This window comes from Paenibacillus lycopersici (assembly GCF_010119935.1).
GTDB classification, from domain to species: Bacteria; Bacillota; Bacilli; order Paenibacillales; family Paenibacillaceae; genus Paenibacillus_Z; species Paenibacillus_Z lycopersici.
The window spans coordinates 3,041,695-3,055,973 of record NZ_CP048209.1 but is presented as its reverse complement, the minus strand read 5'-3'; the positions used below and the strand labels follow the sequence as shown (position 1 = coordinate 3,055,973).

Here is a 14,279-nt window from a genome sequence, read left to right as displayed (position 1 = left end):
CTCAAGCCAGCGTGAAGAAAACGTGCAGCAGAGCAGGGAGCAAAGGAGCTTCTATGGCATCCTCTATTCCCGCATGCCCGCCTGCGCTTTGCTTGGGGAGTCGGCTACCTTGCCTAGCTTCTGTCACCTGTCCAATGCACTTGAAATCCTGCGAATGAGAGAGCATACGTGAGAAAAACCATTATTACCAGAGGGACGGAATCTCTGTCCGCCAATCTTAGAGGGGGATCCTCTCTGCGACATTGGCGGCGTCGAACTTTCTCGACAGCCTGGGAATCGTCAATATCGACGATTCCTTTTTTATGCGATAATTAATGCTTTTGTCACCCCTCCCCCTTCAAGAACGTAATAAAGGCCCAACGTAAAATACGTATATACATAATATTAATCCTAATTTCCGGGCTATTCCGACAACTTTCGCTTCCATTTCTTTCAAATCTTATGGTAAACTAGTTGCGCATGGGAAAATATAACTGGAAGGCGGTCTGATTCGTATGACAAACCCGACAAACGATTCTATTAAAGAACAAATCATCGCGAAAGCCTGGAGCGATCCGGCATTCAAAGCAGCGCTGATCGCAGATCCCAAGAGCGCCCTTAAAGCACACTTCAACATCGAGGTTCCAGACAGCATGGAACTGGTGGTTGCCGAGGAAACGGCAAATCGGGTATTGCTCGTCATCCCTCCGAACCCGGCGCTCAACGCCGCTCAAGCCAACAATGTGGAAGTTACTTGGTAATCTAGCACTCTCATTTACAAATCCGAACGAAACAAAAGGGAATCGTCCTATGACGGTTCCCTTTTGTTTCGTTCAAGGATTCAAGGTTCACGGATCAGATGCTTACGCTTGCCTTTTCACGCATCGTATTCACAGCCGGGAACCGGATCGTCGCTTCCGTTCCGACCCCCTTCTCGCTTGTAAACACGATCGTGCCTCTCATCGCTTCGATAATGCGGAAGGTAATCATGAGTCCGAGACCCGTTCCCTTTGATTTGCTGGTCAAATAGGGTTCTCCCAATCGGTCGATCATGCTCTCGTCCATGCCGCTGCCGCTGTCCGCGATATGGATAACGACCTGCTCGCGCTCCTCGTACGCCCAGACGCGCACAAGTCCCGATCCTTCCAGTGCTTCGATACTATTCTTAATAAGATTGATGATCGCTTGCTTCAATTTGGCGGAATTGCCCATAATCCGCAGCGATTTCGGCATATGGACTTCCAATTTGCCGCCTTGCAAATTCGCGAGCGGCACGATAATGCCTTCCACATGCTTGAATTCTTCGGCCAGATTCAATTCGACGACATTCTCCATCTGCGGCTTGGCGAAGCCTAGAAAATCCGTAATGATAACAGAGGCCCGATCCAGTTCATCAATCGCCATTTGATAGAGATCGCCCTCTCCAGGTTTTATCGTATTCTTCCTCCCGAGCACTTGCAGCATGCCTCGCGTCACTTGCAGCGGATTGCGAACCTCGTGCGCGACAGAAGCCGCCAGTTGGCTGATGATTTCCATTTTCTCGGAACGCTGCAATTCGGAGTAATAGATTTCCAATTCTCTCGAGTAGGCGATAATTTGCTTGTGCTGATCCGCGAAACGTCTGCCAAGCACGACGATAAGCGAGATCACGAAGGCGAACAGCCCCCACTTCCACCAGAACAACGTATAGGTGAGGTCACTGGAATAGTAGATGACCAGCTCTGTTATGCCTACGGCCGTAAAGAGAACAAGCCCGATCGCTATAATGATAGAGTCGATGTTCCGCATCCATAACTGCTTAATCAGCATGGACAACATGATGATGAACTGCACGATCATGAACACGCCTAATATTTTGCTCGAAAGCATTATATACACATTCGCAAATGCATCGCCCACAGTGAGGTACACGACCATCATTGCCGTGCCGAATAAGGCGTAGCCGGTCATGAATCGGCGAAAATGCATGACTACCCTTCGATAGCCGCTTCCGAACAGCTGCTCGAAGAATAACAGCAGCGCCGGCAGGAACGAATACAAGGACAGATCGAACAACGATTGATATAAGGCCCCATTCTGGCCGTAGAACGTGTACAAAAACGGCGAATTCCCGACGATTAAGCCGCCGATAGCCATAATGACAATGCATAGTGCAAGCCAGCTTTTCAGCTGTTGACGGACCAGGAATGCCGCGCAGACAAGCATAACGACGGCGACGCAAAAATATGCACTCCCCATGATAACGTCGAACAAATCTCTTTTCGTATAGTCCTTCACCAGTTTCTGATAATCGCCGAAGTAAAATTGTCCGTCGAGCCCCAGCCGTTCTCTACGGTTCTCTACATGTATGTACAGTTCCTTGCCCGAATCTCGTTCGGCAAACGAAAGCAGAACGCGATTCAAATCATAGACATGCTTGTGCTCGGAATGAAACAACACGCTGCCATCGAGATAGATCGTGACCTTCTGGCCGTATACACCTGGAAAATAAGCGCCGCTGCCGTCCGCCAGCTGCGGAAGCGGCATGCGTATCCAAGCCGAATGAATATTCTCAGGCGCGGAATAGATCGGCTTCTTGACGGTGACGCCTTCCCAGCCGCCCGCTGCGTCCGCTTGTTCCGGCAATTCACTCCGCTCCGACGGCTTCTCCCAACGCATTTCCCATTCGGTAACATTCGGATTCGGATCGGACGATGCGCCGAGTGCGCTTGCCGGCAGAATCAAGAGCAAGCTGGGTACCAGAATCATGAACAGTAGTACGGATTTGATCTTCATTTTACCTTTGCACCCCATATATGAGAATCAACACTATAATTCTCCTTAATTCGACAATTTCCCCCATTCGCCTGCTGATTGTAAAATAATTCATAAATAATTTTTAAAATAATAGGGGACTGCTCCAATCATGAATAAGACCGCCAAACGGCGGTTCTTAGGAGGTCCGAACTATGAATTGCAGCATGCCTGCTCCTCGTACGCGCACGCGAGCACAACCTTAGCGGCTTCCAATGCTTCGACAAATTTCACCATAGGCCCGTCTGCAGTTAGTTATAACTTGCAATATTCGATTCCACTCATTCTCCTCAGAGGATACGTTCCCCCTCTTCCCCTGAGCACGCCCAACGAAAAAAAGCCGCAGTTACGCGGCTTTGATTGCTAATGCTTCAAAATCAAATCAAGCGGGATGCTATTCGTCGAATTCCACGTTATGATACACCTGCTGCACGTCTTCCAAGTCTTCCAGCATATCGATCAGGCGCTCGAACTGCGCTTGCGACTCTTCCGGAATCGTCACGTAGTTCTGCGGCAGCATCGTCTGCTCTGCGACCGTAAAGTCGGTGATGCCGGCTTGCTTGAATGCTTCCTGCACCGCTTGGAATTGGTTCGGTTCCGCGTACACGATGACCGCTTCGTCTTCTTCGACGATATCGCGGACGTCGACATCCGCTTCCATCATCAACTCAAGCACCTCGTCGACCGTCTTTCCTTCCACGCCGAAGACGGCCGTAGCCGTGAACATATAGGACACGGAGCCGCTGACGCCCATGCTGCCGCCGCATTTCGTGAAGGCGGAGCGCACTTCCGGCGCGGTGCGGTTCACGTTGTTCGTCAGCGCGTCGACAATAACCATGGAACCGTTCGGACCGAAGCCTTCGTAACGCAGCTCCACGTAATTCTCGTCGGACCCGCCTTTCGCTTTCTCGATCGCGCGGTCGATGATCGCCCGCGGGACATTGTATGTTTTCGCGCGTTCCAGCACGAATTTCAGCGCTTGATTGGATTCGGGATCCGGCTCGCCCTTCTTGGCGGCTACGTAGATTTCCAGTCCGAATTTGGCATAGACGCGGCTCGTATTGGCATCCTTCGAAGCTTTCTTTTCTTTGATATTGTTCCATTTGCGACCCATCTTGGTTCATTCCCGCTTTCATTGGATTTCGGTTGCCCGCAATAACACTACAACGATTATTATGACACTTTCCCCCCTGCTTGAACAAGCTTTCCGCCTAAAATTGCCGCAAAAAAATGCAACCTTCCATCCGTTCGGCGCGTTTGTTCATTGAACCCGTCATTACTTGAGAGAAGGTGGATTCATGCTCCGGAAACTAGCTTTGCCGCTATTGACCTTTATCCTATTCGTACTGGCCGGTTGTTCGCTGGCGGCTTGCCGGGATGTCTTCCAGCTGCGCGAGGACATCGCGCAAGCCGCTCCGGCGCAGGCAAGCTGGACGACGGAGCGGCAGCCGGGGCTGCCGAACATTACGATCGCTAACAAGCCGGTCGCCGTTGACCTTGTCGGATATGCTTGGTGCTCGCCGGACGGCGACAAGAGCTGCACGAACATCGATTTATCCATCGCGACGGAGACGGTAACGACGGTCCCCGCAGGCGCAGTGCTCGACGTCAACATGCCGGCAGGCGTTCAATCGTTCACGATTGTCAACGAAAACGACGGCAGTACGGGAGTTCCTCGCGCCGTGCCGATCGCGAAAGGCGTCTATCGCTACACCGTGCATTGCGACTGGTCGAGCAATCAAGGCAAGTCCGATTATGCCTTCGCATTGGAAGTTGGTTAAGCTATCGCGGTGTACCATCATCGCGTAATAACGCATTGCAAAAGGCGGTCCTGCACATTAGGGCCGCCTTCGCTGTCTTCAATATTTGATTGGGTTGCTTCCTATGATTTGCGCGCTCGCCTCACTTCGGACTATACGCTTTCAAGTCGGCCGCGATTTCGTTCGCGGCCCGCTCCCCGCTTTCCACCGCGCCGTTCATGTAGCCCTGGTACTCGATCGACGTATGCTCGCCGGCAAAATGACAGTTGCCCATAATCCCTTCGCGTTCGCCTTCAATGCCGGCGAACTTCGTATATTGGCCGATTTTGCGATAGGAGTAGGAGCCGAGCGAATATGGATTGCCAAGCCAATAGTCGCGCGCCGCCTTGCCGTTCCATTTTGCCGACAGTCCCGGAAGCACCGGCTCGATCTGCTGCAGAAACCGGATGGCCCTTTCTTCGACCGTCCCCGTAATCAAGCCTTCTCCGATGCTGCCTCCCGTGTAATCGACGAGCATCCCGGACTTGCCGGGCTGGCCTCTGACGACGTCGAACGTATTCTGGTATCCGGTATCGGCGATCGTATCCCCGTTCGAGCCGAGCGAATGCCAGTGCCGGTCCGTGAATTGGAGATGGAGCTTGCTGTTCGTGCCCATGCCGAGCTCCTGAATCGCCGCCGTCTTCAACGGCCTGAAGCCGGCCCGGCTAATGTCAACCGATGATCGCAGAATGGAGAACGGCACCGTCAATACGACCTTGTCCGCTTCCACCTCGATAAGAGACCCGCCTTGTTGAAAAGCAAGCCTGTAGCTGCCGTCAGCCTGCTCGGCGATCGCAACGAGCCTGCAGCCCCTGGAGATGCGCTGCTCGTCCAGCTTCTTGGTCAGCCGACGCAGCAATTGCTCGTTGCCGCCGCGAATATGGAAGCGTTCGTCGGACAGACCGAACATGCGGAAGTCTTCCGCTTCCTCCAGCAGTCCGTGCAGATACAAGAAATTCAATGCGCTCTGTACGTTCGACTCCGCGCCGTATTCGATGTTGCACGCGATATCGACCAGCCTGCCGAATTTGGAGCTCCTGCCGCCGGGTACGGAAGCTTCGATCCATTCGACGACGGACATGCGATCCAGTTCAAGCCCGCGCTCCGTATGCTTGTTGTACAAGGTCGGGAAGCCCGCTTCCTTCAAGTCCCGATTCAGCCTCGGCAGGACGGCCTTGAAGTCTTCCGCCGCTTCGGCGAACGTATACGGCTGCCCGTCGAAATAATAGCAAGGCGCCGTACCCGGCGGCTCCGCCGCCAGCAAGTCCGTCAGTTTCAACCCCATCTCGCGCGCAAGCCGGCGCATGGCGCCGTGTCCGGTATCGATCAGCATCCCGCCCCGCTCCGCGATCTGCCCCTCGGCGAAATCGCCGTACCGGGTGCTGCAGCGGCCGGCGGCCGGCTTATCGTCGGCTTCGTAGATCGTCGCCGCGTAGCCGGCCTGCTTCAGCCGGTAGGCGCAGGCCAAGCCGGCGAGCCCCGCGCCGACGATGACGATGCGCGGCTGCGCGCGGTCCGAATCCGCCGGCGCCGTCCGCGCAGCGCCATCCGGCAGAATCGGCGCGGCCAGTGGTCCCGCATGGGGCGCTTCGGGACCGGGCCGCTCAAGCATGCTTATGCGCTTCTCCCGCTGTTCTTTCATCACCTGTTCAATCGATAGTTGCTTATCATGCGCTGCGCCTGCAATGACATACATGTCTCGCAGCAATCTGGCTAACGGTGTACGCGGCATCCTATCATCCTTTGAAAACTCCAATTTGCTTTTGCGAAGCAGGAGTTGTCTCCATTCAGCATATGCAAGACGCAAATGATAGGAATTACGCGCTCGTCTGTTTTTCATAGAGTCATAGAATCGAAAGCGTCAACGGCCGGCGCCGATCGGAATTCATTCGGAATTCAAGAATGAATACCGCCTTTCGTGGTAGAATATACCTGTTCATCGTAACCGATATCTTTCATCTGGAGGTCATTATCGCATGCTGATCACGATACTCGTTGTGCTGCTCGTCGTCTTCGTCGTTCCCCCGCTCGCGTTCTTCGGCTATATGTTCGTGCTGTCCAAGCAGCCGAAGCACTCCATTATCCGCTCCCATCCGTTCCTGGGCTGGGTACGGTATTTGCTGGAGAAGCTTGGCCCCGAATTCCGCCAATACTGGTTCGACAACGATACGGAAGGCAAACCGTTCTCGCGGGCTGACTTCGTCGGCTTGGTCTATGCGGCCAAATACCGTACGGACCTGATTTCCTTCGGCGGCCGGCGGGATTACGAGAAGCCCGGCTATTATTTGTCCAATGCCATGTTCCCGAAATTAACGAGCGAGCTCCGCGTCGATAACGACGTCGTGCGGCCTGGCCGCAAATACGTCATCACGGACGAAGGCCTCTTCACGCGTCAGGAGAAAATCGTCGACGAGCAGGTGAAGCCCTGGCTGCTGGCCGACGATGACGCTATCGTCGTCGGCAGCCAGCGCCGGCAGCCTTGGCGGCTCAAAGGCATGTTCGGCGCCTCGGCGACCTCCTTCGGCGCGGTCGGCGAGCGCTATATTCAATCGACCGGCAGCGGCGCGCGCATGGCCGGCGGTTCATGGATCAACACGGGCGAGGGCGGCGTAGCCGACGTGCACCTGGAGACCGGCGCGGATATCGTCGCCCAGATCGGCCCCGGCCTGTTCGGCTACCGCGACGGCGACGGACGGTTCTCGATTGCCGCGTTCAAGGAAAAGGCAGGTCAGCCGACCATCAAGGCGTTCGAGCTTAAATTCCATCAAGGCGCCAAAATCCGCGGCGGCCACCTCGAAGGCGCGAAGGTGACGGCGCCGGTCGCGAAAGCGCGCCTCGTGCCCATCGGCAAGACCGTCAATTCGCCGAACCGGTTCGAATTTCTGACGAGCCCCGAGGAATCGCTTCGTTTCATCGGGACGCTGCAGCAGGAAGGCGGCAAGCCGGTCGGCGTTAAAATCGTCGTCGGCGATCCGAAGCGCCTCGAGCCGTTCTTCCAGGCGATGCTGGCGCTGGATATCTATCCGGATTTCATTACGGTGGACGGTTCCGAAGGCGGTTCCGGCGCGACGTTCAAGGCGATGGCCGACGGCATGGGACTGCCGCTCTACGCCGGCCTGCTTATCCTGGACGACACGGCCCGCAAATTCGGCGTTCGCGACCGGTTCAAGCTGTTCGCCTCCGGCAAGCTGATCACGCCCGATAAAGTAGCGATCGCGCTTGCCCTCGGCGCCGATGCCGTCAATTCCGCGCGGGGCTTCATGATGGCTAACGGCTGCATCATGGCGATGCAGTGCCATACCGGCAAATGCCCGACGGGCATCACGACGACGGATTCCAAGTATCAGGAAGCGTTAGCGCCGGAGGAGAAGCAGTGGCGCGTAATGAACTACATTCTGCAAATGCGGGAAGGCTTGTTCTCGCTCGCCGCGGCCTGCGGCTTGAACAGCCCGCGCGAACTCCGCCGCGAGCATGTCGTCTTCACGAACGAGAGCGGCCAGAGCATGCGGATCGCCGATTTGTTCCCATACCCGGACGCCGCCCTCTGACCGGCTTTGCCAAGTCGTAATTAATGTGCTATTATTTGCACATATATATTATTGTGCTGTAATCTGCACAGATAATTACACAAGTAAGGTGGCTGCTCTTATGAAGATGATATGGTACGGTCATTCCAGCTTTATGCTTACGTCCGAGCAAGGCACGCGCGTTCTGATCGATCCGTACGGCAAGTTTCTCGGTTATCGGATGCCGAAGCCGATCGAGACGGACGCCGTCATCGTCACGCATAATCACAAGGACCATAATCAGATCCAAGTCGCTTCCGGCAGCTATGTCTTGATCAACGAACCCGAGCCGCGCACCGTGCGCGACGTCGCCGTCCGCGGCGTCCGAACCTTCCATGACAAGCATAACGGCGCGAAACGCGGCGGCAATCTATGCTTCGTCATCGAAATGGACGGCATCGTCGTCTGCCATGCCGGCGATCTCGGCCATCTGCTGACGGAGGAGCAGCTGGCGTCCCTCGGCGCAATCGACGTGCTGATCGTGCCGATCGGCGGCCGAATGACGCTGAACGGCACGGAAGCGGCCCAGGTCGTCCGGCAGCTGAACCCGGCGATCGCCATTCCGATGCATTACGGCACGAAAGCGCTCGGGCTGCTCGGGCGGATCGTATTCGAGAAGAGCGCGCCGTTCATCCAGGCGCTCGGCCGGCCTTTGACCGCCGACGTTCGGACGCTGGCGCTGAGCAAGCGGGAGCTCCCGGACAAGCCGCAGACGCTTACGTTTCAATATGTCCAGCAATATGCATGACTATGAAAGGCTCAATGGCATTCGATCATTAGCCTCGATTCTCGATTGCACAACGAACAAGCCGGGCAGATCCGATTCGGATCTGCCCGGCTTCAGGCTGTCGAGAACATACTTGGTTCTTCGACATTGCATATGCCGACGAGATCGTCATCATGGTCGACGGACACAGAATCCGTTATTTGGTTGAAATCGGTAGATTTGGGGAAGCGAACGGACATAGGATTCGTTATTGTCTCCGGAGAGCGCAGAACGGACTGCCTGTTTGACGAATTAAAGGATCCTATGTCCGCGAGAACATAGATAGCCATGTAAACGGGCGAATAACGGATCTCCTATCCGGATCCCATGCTGTCGAAGACAGCGCTGCCTATTCCTCCTTAAGCGACATGATCCGAACGGATTCGGATGCCCAAGCTGGATAACGCGGATGCGGATGCCTGTACTGCCCGAGGTCCGCCGATCAAGTTGTCGATCCATTCGAGGTCCCAATCATGGGTTTCCCTACAATATGAAGACGGGCAGATCCATTTTCGGATCTGCCCGTCTTGTTCGAGCGCCGCGGCGAACGCGGCCGCACTTATGCGCCTTGCACGCGAAGCATGATTTTATTTCACTTCAACCATCCAGCTGAACGGATCTTCCAATTTGCCGTATTGAATGCCTGTCAGGTTGTCGTACAGCTTCTCGGACACTTCGCCTGTCGCGCCGTCGTTGATGACCAGCTTCTCGCCTTTCCAGTTCAGCTCGCCGACCGGGGAGATGACGGCTGCCGTACCCGTGCCGAACGCTTCCTCCAGCTTGCCCGTACGGCCCGCTTCGTAGATTTCCTCGATCGAGAGAACGCGTTCCACGACCGGAATATTCCAATGCTTCAGCAGCTGGATCGTCGAGTTGCGCGTGATCCCGTCCAGGATGCTGCCGTTCAGCGCCGGCGTATAGACGGTGCCGTCGATCTTGAAGAAGACGTTCATGCTGCCGACTTCCTCGATGTACTTGTGCTCTGCGCCGTCGAGCCACAGCACCTGCGTATAGCCCTGCTCGTTCGCCGCTTCCTGCGCTTTGAGGCCTGCCGCGTAGTTGCCGGCCGTCTTCGCTTCGCCGACGCCGCCGACCATGGCACGGACGTAACGGGATTCGACGAAAATCTTGACCGGGTTAATGCCTTCCGGGTAATAGGCGCCGACCGGCGACATGATGATGATGAACTGGTACTCGTGCGACGGATGAACGCCGAGAAGCGGTTCGGTCGCGATAACGAACGGGCGGATATAGAGCGAGTTGCCTGCGCCGTCCGGAATCCAGTCCTGGTCGATCTTCGTCAGTTCCTTGACCGCTTCGATCCCCAGCTCTTCCGGAATCGGAGGAATGCTCATCCGGTCGTTCGAACGGTTAAGACGCTTGAAGTTCATGTCGGGCCGGAACAGCTGCACGCGGCCTTCTTCGGTGCGATACGCTTTCAAGCCTTCGAATACCGTTTGGCCGTAGTGAAACACTTTCGCCGCCGGATCGAGGGTGATCGGCTGATACGGCACGATGCGCGCTTGATGCCAGCCATGCTCGGCCGAGTAGTTCATAATGAACATATGGTCGGTGAAATGAACGCCGAAGCCGAGTTTGTCCGGCTGCGGTTTCACTTTCGGGTTCGTCGTGCGTTCGATTTGGATCGTTGTAGCTGCGATCATGGGAATCCCCTCTTTCATTATTGTTCAATGTCGTATGACGTCTAATTGCATTTTACTATGCCGGTAGCTATATTAATAATATCTATTTTATCCATTTTGCATACCTTCAAGGTATGCTAATGAAGAGGCGAATCCCGATGGACTTGAAACAATTGAAATATTTCCTTGCCATTGCCCAAGAGAAGCAAATTACGCGCGCGGCCAAATTGCTGCATATGGAGCAGCCTCCGCTAAGCCGCCAGCTGATGCTGATGGAGGAGGAGCTCGGCGCGAAATTGTTCGAGCGCGGCCGCAAGCAGCTGACGCTGACCGCCGCCGGCGAGCTGCTTCGTTCCAAGGCCGAGTCGCTGCTGGCGCAGCTCGACGAAACGATGCTGGAAGTGAAGGAGCTGGAAGAAGGCGTACGCGGCACGCTCTCGATCGGCGCCGTCGTCTCCTGCGTGTCGATCCTGCCGAAGCCCATTCAGAAGCTGCGCGCGGCTTACCCGCAGATCACGTTCAAAATTACCGAAGGCGATCACTTCCTGCTCGGCGAGATGCTGGAGAAACGCGCGATCGAGCTCGTCGTCTCCCGCCTCCCCTTCGAAACCGGCATTCTGCCCGCGAAGCTGTCGACGCTGCCGCTGCCGTCCGATCCGTACGTGACGGTCTTCCCGAGCGCCTGGGTGACGCAATCCGGCAAAGAACGGACGAGCATTGCGATGCATGAGCTGGCGGAGTACCCGCTCCTCACATTGAAGACGGACAAAACGATCCGCATGCACGAGCAGGTCGTGAACGAGTTCAGGCGGCATGGCCTGGAGCCCAATATCATCTGCGAATGCTCAAGCGTTACCGTTATTATGTCCTTAATCGCTGCCGGCATCGGAGCAACCGTATTCCCGAAATCGATTCTGTCCTCGTTCCCCTATAGCGAAATCGCGATTCTGCCGATCAAGGATGCCTACTTCCAATCGGATATCGGCATCCTCTGGCTGAAGGATCATCTGCTGTCGAAACGCGCGCAGCATTTCATCGACTATTTCCAGTCGGGCCAGATGTAGCGGAAGCGATGAAGCCCGCAATGCGAAATCCGCTGCGCTGTCGCGGAATCAGCTTCGGCACACGCTCACAGCGATTGCACGAATAGCTCGATGCGCTCCAGCGCCGTCTCCAGCTGCGACTGCGAAGCCGCGTAGCAGCAGCGGATAAAGCCTTCGCCGCCGACGCCGAACACGTGGCCGGGCACCGTGACGACGCCCGCTTCGTCGAGCAGCCGGCGCGCGAACTCATCCGAGCTCAGCCCGGTCGGCGCGATCGACGGGAACGCATAGAATGATCCGCGCGGCTCGTGGCAAGGGAGGCCGATTTCACGCAGCCTGGCGACGAAGAACCGCCGTCTGCCGTCATAGGATTCCACCATGCGCGCCTTCTCTTCCATCCCGATGCGGAGCGATTCCAGCGCGGCGATCTGGCCGAGAATCGGCGCGCACATGGCGGTATATTGATGAATCTTCAGCAGCGCCGACACCAGCTCGGCCGGACCGCATACATAGCCGACCCGCCAGCCCGTCATGGCGAACGCTTTGGAGAAGCCGCTTACGAGCAATGTTCGCCGCTGCATGCCGGGCAGCGCCGCAATGCTTTCGTGCACGCTGCCGTAAGTCAGCTCCGCGTAGATCTCATCGGAGATGACGAGCAGATTATGCTCCTCGGCCAGCTTGGCGATCGGCAGCCAGTCTTCCCGCGTCATGATGCCGCCGGTCGGATTATTCGGGTAGCTCACCAGCAGAATCTTCGATCGCGGCGTCAGCTTCGCCCGCAGCGCTTCCGCGGTCAGCTTGAATCCGTTCTCCGCGGTCGTTTCGATCGGAACGGTCACGCCTCCGAACAAGGCCGAAATCGGCGAATAAGCGACGAAGCACGGTTCCGGGATGAGAATTTCGTCGCCTGGCGAGAGGAGCGCCCGGAGCGCGAGATCGATCGCTTCGCTGCTTCCGTTCGTGACCAGCACTTCGTCGGCGGCATCGTACGCCAGCCCGAACGCATCGCCCAAGTAGTCCGCGATCGCTTCGCGCAGCTCCGGCAAGCCGGCATTCGGTGTATACGTCGTCCGTCCTTTCTCCAGCGCGGCGATGCAAGCGTCGCGAACGGGCTTCGGCGTCACGAAATCCGGTTCGCCCACGCCGAGCGAGATGATATCCTTCCGTCCCGCCGCGTAATCAAAATACCTCCGTATGCCCGACGGCTCCATGTCGCGAACCGCCGGCGTCAAAAACTCCGTTAACGATGTTGATCCGATCATCCGTTTCTCCTCCTTCTTGTATTCACCGCGTCTAACGCAATTTCGCTCCCATGCCAATCGCCGATTGAACGCAAAAAGACCCGTCCCCAAAAAGGGACGGGCCATTACCCGTGTTACCACCCTAGTTCCGCAATCCGTCAAGGAAAGCGGCACTCAATCACGTATCCAACAATACGCGTCCCGTTAACGCTGGACCTGCGGCGCCGCTTACTCTTACGTTCAGCTGGCTTCTCGGAGATGGCTTCGGTCAGCGCCTGAATGTTGGTTTGCACCTGCCCCAACTCTCTGTGAATCAGACGGATGACGTACTCTTTCTCGTCAACGAATTTTATGGTTCATGTGAAGTTTGTAGCCATTATAGCCCTATTGCCGGCGAGCCGTCAATAGGCGTTCTTGATCGGCGATTGACGGATGGCGGTCCGTCGCTTATTGTGTGGATAGAGGGAAGCGCTTCCAAAATCAAGAATTTTCCACACCATGCCTTCCTTCGTCAGACGACTCCAACCGTGAAATGAGGTTTGCATGCATGGAACATTCAGCTTCAAGCGTCAAAGACCAATGGAACGAATGGTCGGAAACGTGGTATCGCGTCAAACGCACCGAGAACGTCATTGCCGCGCTGATTCGTCAACCGGAATCCGCCTTCCACCCGGCAACTTTCGAATTGATCAAGCAAGCGATGCCCGACCTGCGGGGCAAACGCATCTGCGTGCCGTCCAGCGGCGACAATCACGCCGTCTTCGCCTTCCATCTCCTGGGCGCCCGCGTCACGTCCTGCGACATCTCGGAGAACCAGATCGCCAACAGCCGCAAGATCGCCGACGAGCACGGCTGGGACATCGAATTTGTCCTCGAGGACACGATGAAGCTGAGCGGCATCGCAAGCGGGGCGTACGATTTCGTCTATACCTCGAACGGCGTCCATGTCTGGATTTCCGATCTGGCGGGCATGTACCGGAACGTTCACCGGATCTTGAAAGACGGCGGGTCGTACGTCATGTTCGACATCCATCCGTTCATGCGGCCGTTCGGCGGCAATGAGGGCGGCGTCCTCGAGGTCGTCAAGCCGTACCATCTGACGGGACCGTTCGAGGAGGTGCCGCGCTACCTGTGGCGCGTGCAGGACATCGCCAACTCCATGCTGAACGGCGGCCTGCGCATCGCGCGGATGGAGGAAATGTACGCGGCGGACGCCACGTTCTGGATCGACGACGAGGACGAGACGCCGCGCACGCAGCAGGAGCTTGACGATCTGTGCGATTGGCAGCTCAATCCGAAGGCCGCGATTCCGCAATGGCTGTCGATGCTCGCGACCAAATAACCTTCTCTCGCCGGCAGTCAGGCCGCGAGCCCGATCGGCGCCGCCTCCCGCTCACTCCGCGCGAGCCCGTCCGACTTAGCGTTCCGCTTACGAGGCCAGGCTCGTTC

At 56.4% G+C, this 14,279-nt stretch carries 11 protein-coding genes and 1 other annotated feature; of the genes, 6 read left to right on the top strand and 5 right to left on the bottom strand.

Translation table 11 applies throughout. The features are described 5' to 3' along the window. Window positions 1-494: 494 nt before the first annotated feature. Window positions 495-740 (top strand): NHLP leader peptide family RiPP precursor, encoded by a 246-nt coding sequence (locus GXP70_RS13610; RefSeq protein WP_162357318.1) that lies wholly within the window; start codon window positions 495-497, stop codon window positions 738-740. A 94-nt stretch (window positions 741-834) separates the two neighbouring features. Here GXP70_RS13610 and GXP70_RS13605 read toward each other — a convergent pair whose 3' ends face one another. After that, window positions 835-2,754, bottom strand: coding sequence for a sensor histidine kinase (locus GXP70_RS13605; protein WP_162357317.1), 1,920 nt, complete (start codon window positions 2,752-2,754; stop codon window positions 835-837). A gap of 412 nt (window positions 2,755-3,166) precedes the next feature. Further along, window positions 3,167-3,886 carry a YebC/PmpR family DNA-binding transcriptional regulator gene (locus GXP70_RS13600; protein ID WP_162357316.1) on the bottom strand — a complete coding sequence of 240 codons (720 nt, stop codon included), beginning with the start codon at window positions 3,884-3,886 and terminating at the stop codon, window positions 3,167-3,169. A gap of 184 nt (window positions 3,887-4,070) precedes the next feature. On the opposite strand from GXP70_RS13600, the gene GXP70_RS13595 reads away from it, so the two are divergent. Continuing rightward, on the top strand, window positions 4,071-4,553 hold the full coding sequence (locus GXP70_RS13595; protein ID WP_162357315.1) for a hypothetical protein: 483 nt from the start codon (window positions 4,071-4,073) through the stop codon (window positions 4,551-4,553). Between the two features lie 121 nt (window positions 4,554-4,674). On the opposite strand, the gene GXP70_RS13590 is transcribed toward GXP70_RS13595, so the two are convergent. Further along, window positions 4,675-6,183 (bottom strand): flavin monoamine oxidase family protein, encoded by a 1,509-nt coding sequence (locus GXP70_RS13590; RefSeq protein WP_225442792.1) that lies wholly within the window; start codon window positions 6,181-6,183, stop codon window positions 4,675-4,677. A gap of 364 nt (window positions 6,184-6,547) precedes the next feature. On the opposite strand from GXP70_RS13590, the gene GXP70_RS13585 reads away from it, so the two are divergent. Together GXP70_RS13585 and GXP70_RS13580 are read left to right on the top strand one after the other, a co-directional pair. After that, a complete protein-coding gene (locus GXP70_RS13585; protein WP_162357313.1) occupies window positions 6,548-8,119 on the top strand; it encodes an FMN-binding glutamate synthase family protein in 1,572 nt (523 codons plus the stop codon). A 100-nt stretch (window positions 8,120-8,219) separates the two neighbouring features. Further along, window positions 8,220-8,885 carry an MBL fold metallo-hydrolase gene (locus tag GXP70_RS13580; protein ID WP_162357312.1) on the top strand — a complete coding sequence of 222 codons (666 nt, stop codon included), beginning with the start codon at window positions 8,220-8,222 and terminating at the stop codon, window positions 8,883-8,885. A 605-nt stretch (window positions 8,886-9,490) separates the two neighbouring features. Here GXP70_RS13580 and GXP70_RS13575 read toward each other — a convergent pair. After that, complete coding sequence (locus GXP70_RS13575) at window positions 9,491-10,567, bottom strand: branched-chain amino acid aminotransferase (RefSeq protein ID WP_162357311.1); 1,077 nt, start codon at window positions 10,565-10,567, stop codon at window positions 9,491-9,493. A gap of 137 nt (window positions 10,568-10,704) precedes the next feature. Here GXP70_RS13575 and GXP70_RS13570 point away from each other — a divergent pair, with 137 nt between their 5' ends. Further along, window positions 10,705-11,610: a LysR family transcriptional regulator gene (locus tag GXP70_RS13570; RefSeq protein ID WP_162357310.1), complete on the top strand. Its 906-nt coding sequence runs from the start codon at window positions 10,705-10,707 to the stop codon at window positions 11,608-11,610. A gap of 65 nt (window positions 11,611-11,675) precedes the next feature. Here the strand turns inward: GXP70_RS13570 and GXP70_RS13565 are convergent, their stop codons facing one another. Then, window positions 11,676-12,851 (bottom strand): aminotransferase class I/II-fold pyridoxal phosphate-dependent enzyme, encoded by a 1,176-nt coding sequence (locus GXP70_RS13565; RefSeq protein WP_162357309.1) that lies wholly within the window; start codon window positions 12,849-12,851, stop codon window positions 11,676-11,678. An 89-nt stretch (window positions 12,852-12,940) separates the two neighbouring features. Further along, window positions 12,941-13,182, bottom strand: a binding site (T-box leader). A 195-nt stretch (window positions 13,183-13,377) separates the two neighbouring features. On the opposite strand from GXP70_RS13565, the gene GXP70_RS13560 reads away from it, so the two are divergent. Then, window positions 13,378-14,172, top strand: a complete 795-nt coding sequence (locus tag GXP70_RS13560; protein ID WP_162357308.1) for a class I SAM-dependent methyltransferase — start codon at window positions 13,378-13,380, stop codon at window positions 14,170-14,172. Window positions 14,173-14,279 lie beyond the last annotated feature (107 nt).

Excerpts from the sequence above, each read along its gene's own strand:
- GXP70_RS13585 (WP_162357313.1), top strand. The coding sequence starts at position 6,548 with ATGCTGATCACGATACTCGTTGTGCTGCTCGTCGTCTTCGTCGTTCCC.
- GXP70_RS13560 (WP_162357308.1), top strand. The coding sequence starts at position 13,378 with ATGGAACATTCAGCTTCAAGCGTCAAAGACCAATGGAACGAATGGTCG.
- GXP70_RS13605 (WP_162357317.1), bottom strand. The coding sequence starts at position 2,754 with ATGAAGATCAAATCCGTACTACTGTTCATGATTCTGGTACCCAGCTTG.
- GXP70_RS13580 (WP_162357312.1), top strand. The coding sequence starts at position 8,220 with ATGAAGATGATATGGTACGGTCATTCCAGCTTTATGCTTACGTCCGAG.
- GXP70_RS13600 (WP_162357316.1), bottom strand. The coding sequence starts at position 3,886 with ATGGGTCGCAAATGGAACAATATCAAAGAAAAGAAAGCTTCGAAGGAT.
- GXP70_RS13595 (WP_162357315.1), top strand. The coding sequence starts at position 4,071 with ATGCTCCGGAAACTAGCTTTGCCGCTATTGACCTTTATCCTATTCGTA.
- GXP70_RS13610 (WP_162357318.1), top strand. The coding sequence starts at position 495 with ATGACAAACCCGACAAACGATTCTATTAAAGAACAAATCATCGCGAAA.
- GXP70_RS13590 (WP_225442792.1), bottom strand. The coding sequence starts at position 6,183 with ATGCTTGAGCGGCCCGGTCCCGAAGCGCCCCATGCGGGACCACTGGCC.
- GXP70_RS13570 (WP_162357310.1), top strand. The coding sequence starts at position 10,705 with ATGGACTTGAAACAATTGAAATATTTCCTTGCCATTGCCCAAGAGAAG.
- GXP70_RS13565 (WP_162357309.1), bottom strand. The coding sequence starts at position 12,851 with ATGATCGGATCAACATCGTTAACGGAGTTTTTGACGCCGGCGGTTCGC.
- GXP70_RS13575 (WP_162357311.1), bottom strand. The coding sequence starts at position 10,567 with ATGATCGCAGCTACAACGATCCAAATCGAACGCACGACGAACCCGAAA.